Origin of the sequence: Lamprobacter sp. (assembly GCF_034860625.1) — a bacterium.
Lineage (GTDB): Bacteria > Pseudomonadota > Gammaproteobacteria > Chromatiales > Chromatiaceae > Lamprobacter.
This window is the reverse complement of the sequence record NZ_JAYESN010000777.1, coordinates 1-348: the sequence shown is the minus strand read 5'-3', so window position 1 is coordinate 348 and position 348 is coordinate 1. Positions and strand designations below refer to the sequence as shown.

At 63.8% G+C, this 348-nt stretch carries 1 protein-coding gene; it reads left to right on the top strand.

Annotated elements, in window-relative coordinates:
• The coding region (locus VBE63_RS31250; RefSeq protein ID WP_323686815.1) for a multiheme c-type cytochrome at positions 1–348 on the top strand (348 nt) is incomplete at both ends.

The window sequence follows — 348 nt, the reverse complement described above, 5'->3', positions numbered from 1 at the left end:
CCGGGCATCATCAGCGACTGGAAGCGCAGCCGCCATGCCCATGTGGGCGTCACCTGCCTCGACTGCCATCAGGTCCCGGCGGACGCGCCCAATGCCACCCAGCATGAGTCGCTTGTCGGCACCGATACCTATATCTCGGTGCTAGTGTCACCAGACACCTGCGGGCGTTGCCATCCGCGCGAGCAGGAGCAGTTCAATCGCAGCGGACATTTCCGCGCCTACCGCCAACAGGTCCCTAAGGATGACCTGCACGCCTTGGTTCATATGCACGAAGGTCGCGGCCATCCTGAGCTCAGCGCGGCACCGGACATGACCGGCTGCATGCAGTGCCATGGCACCGAGATCACC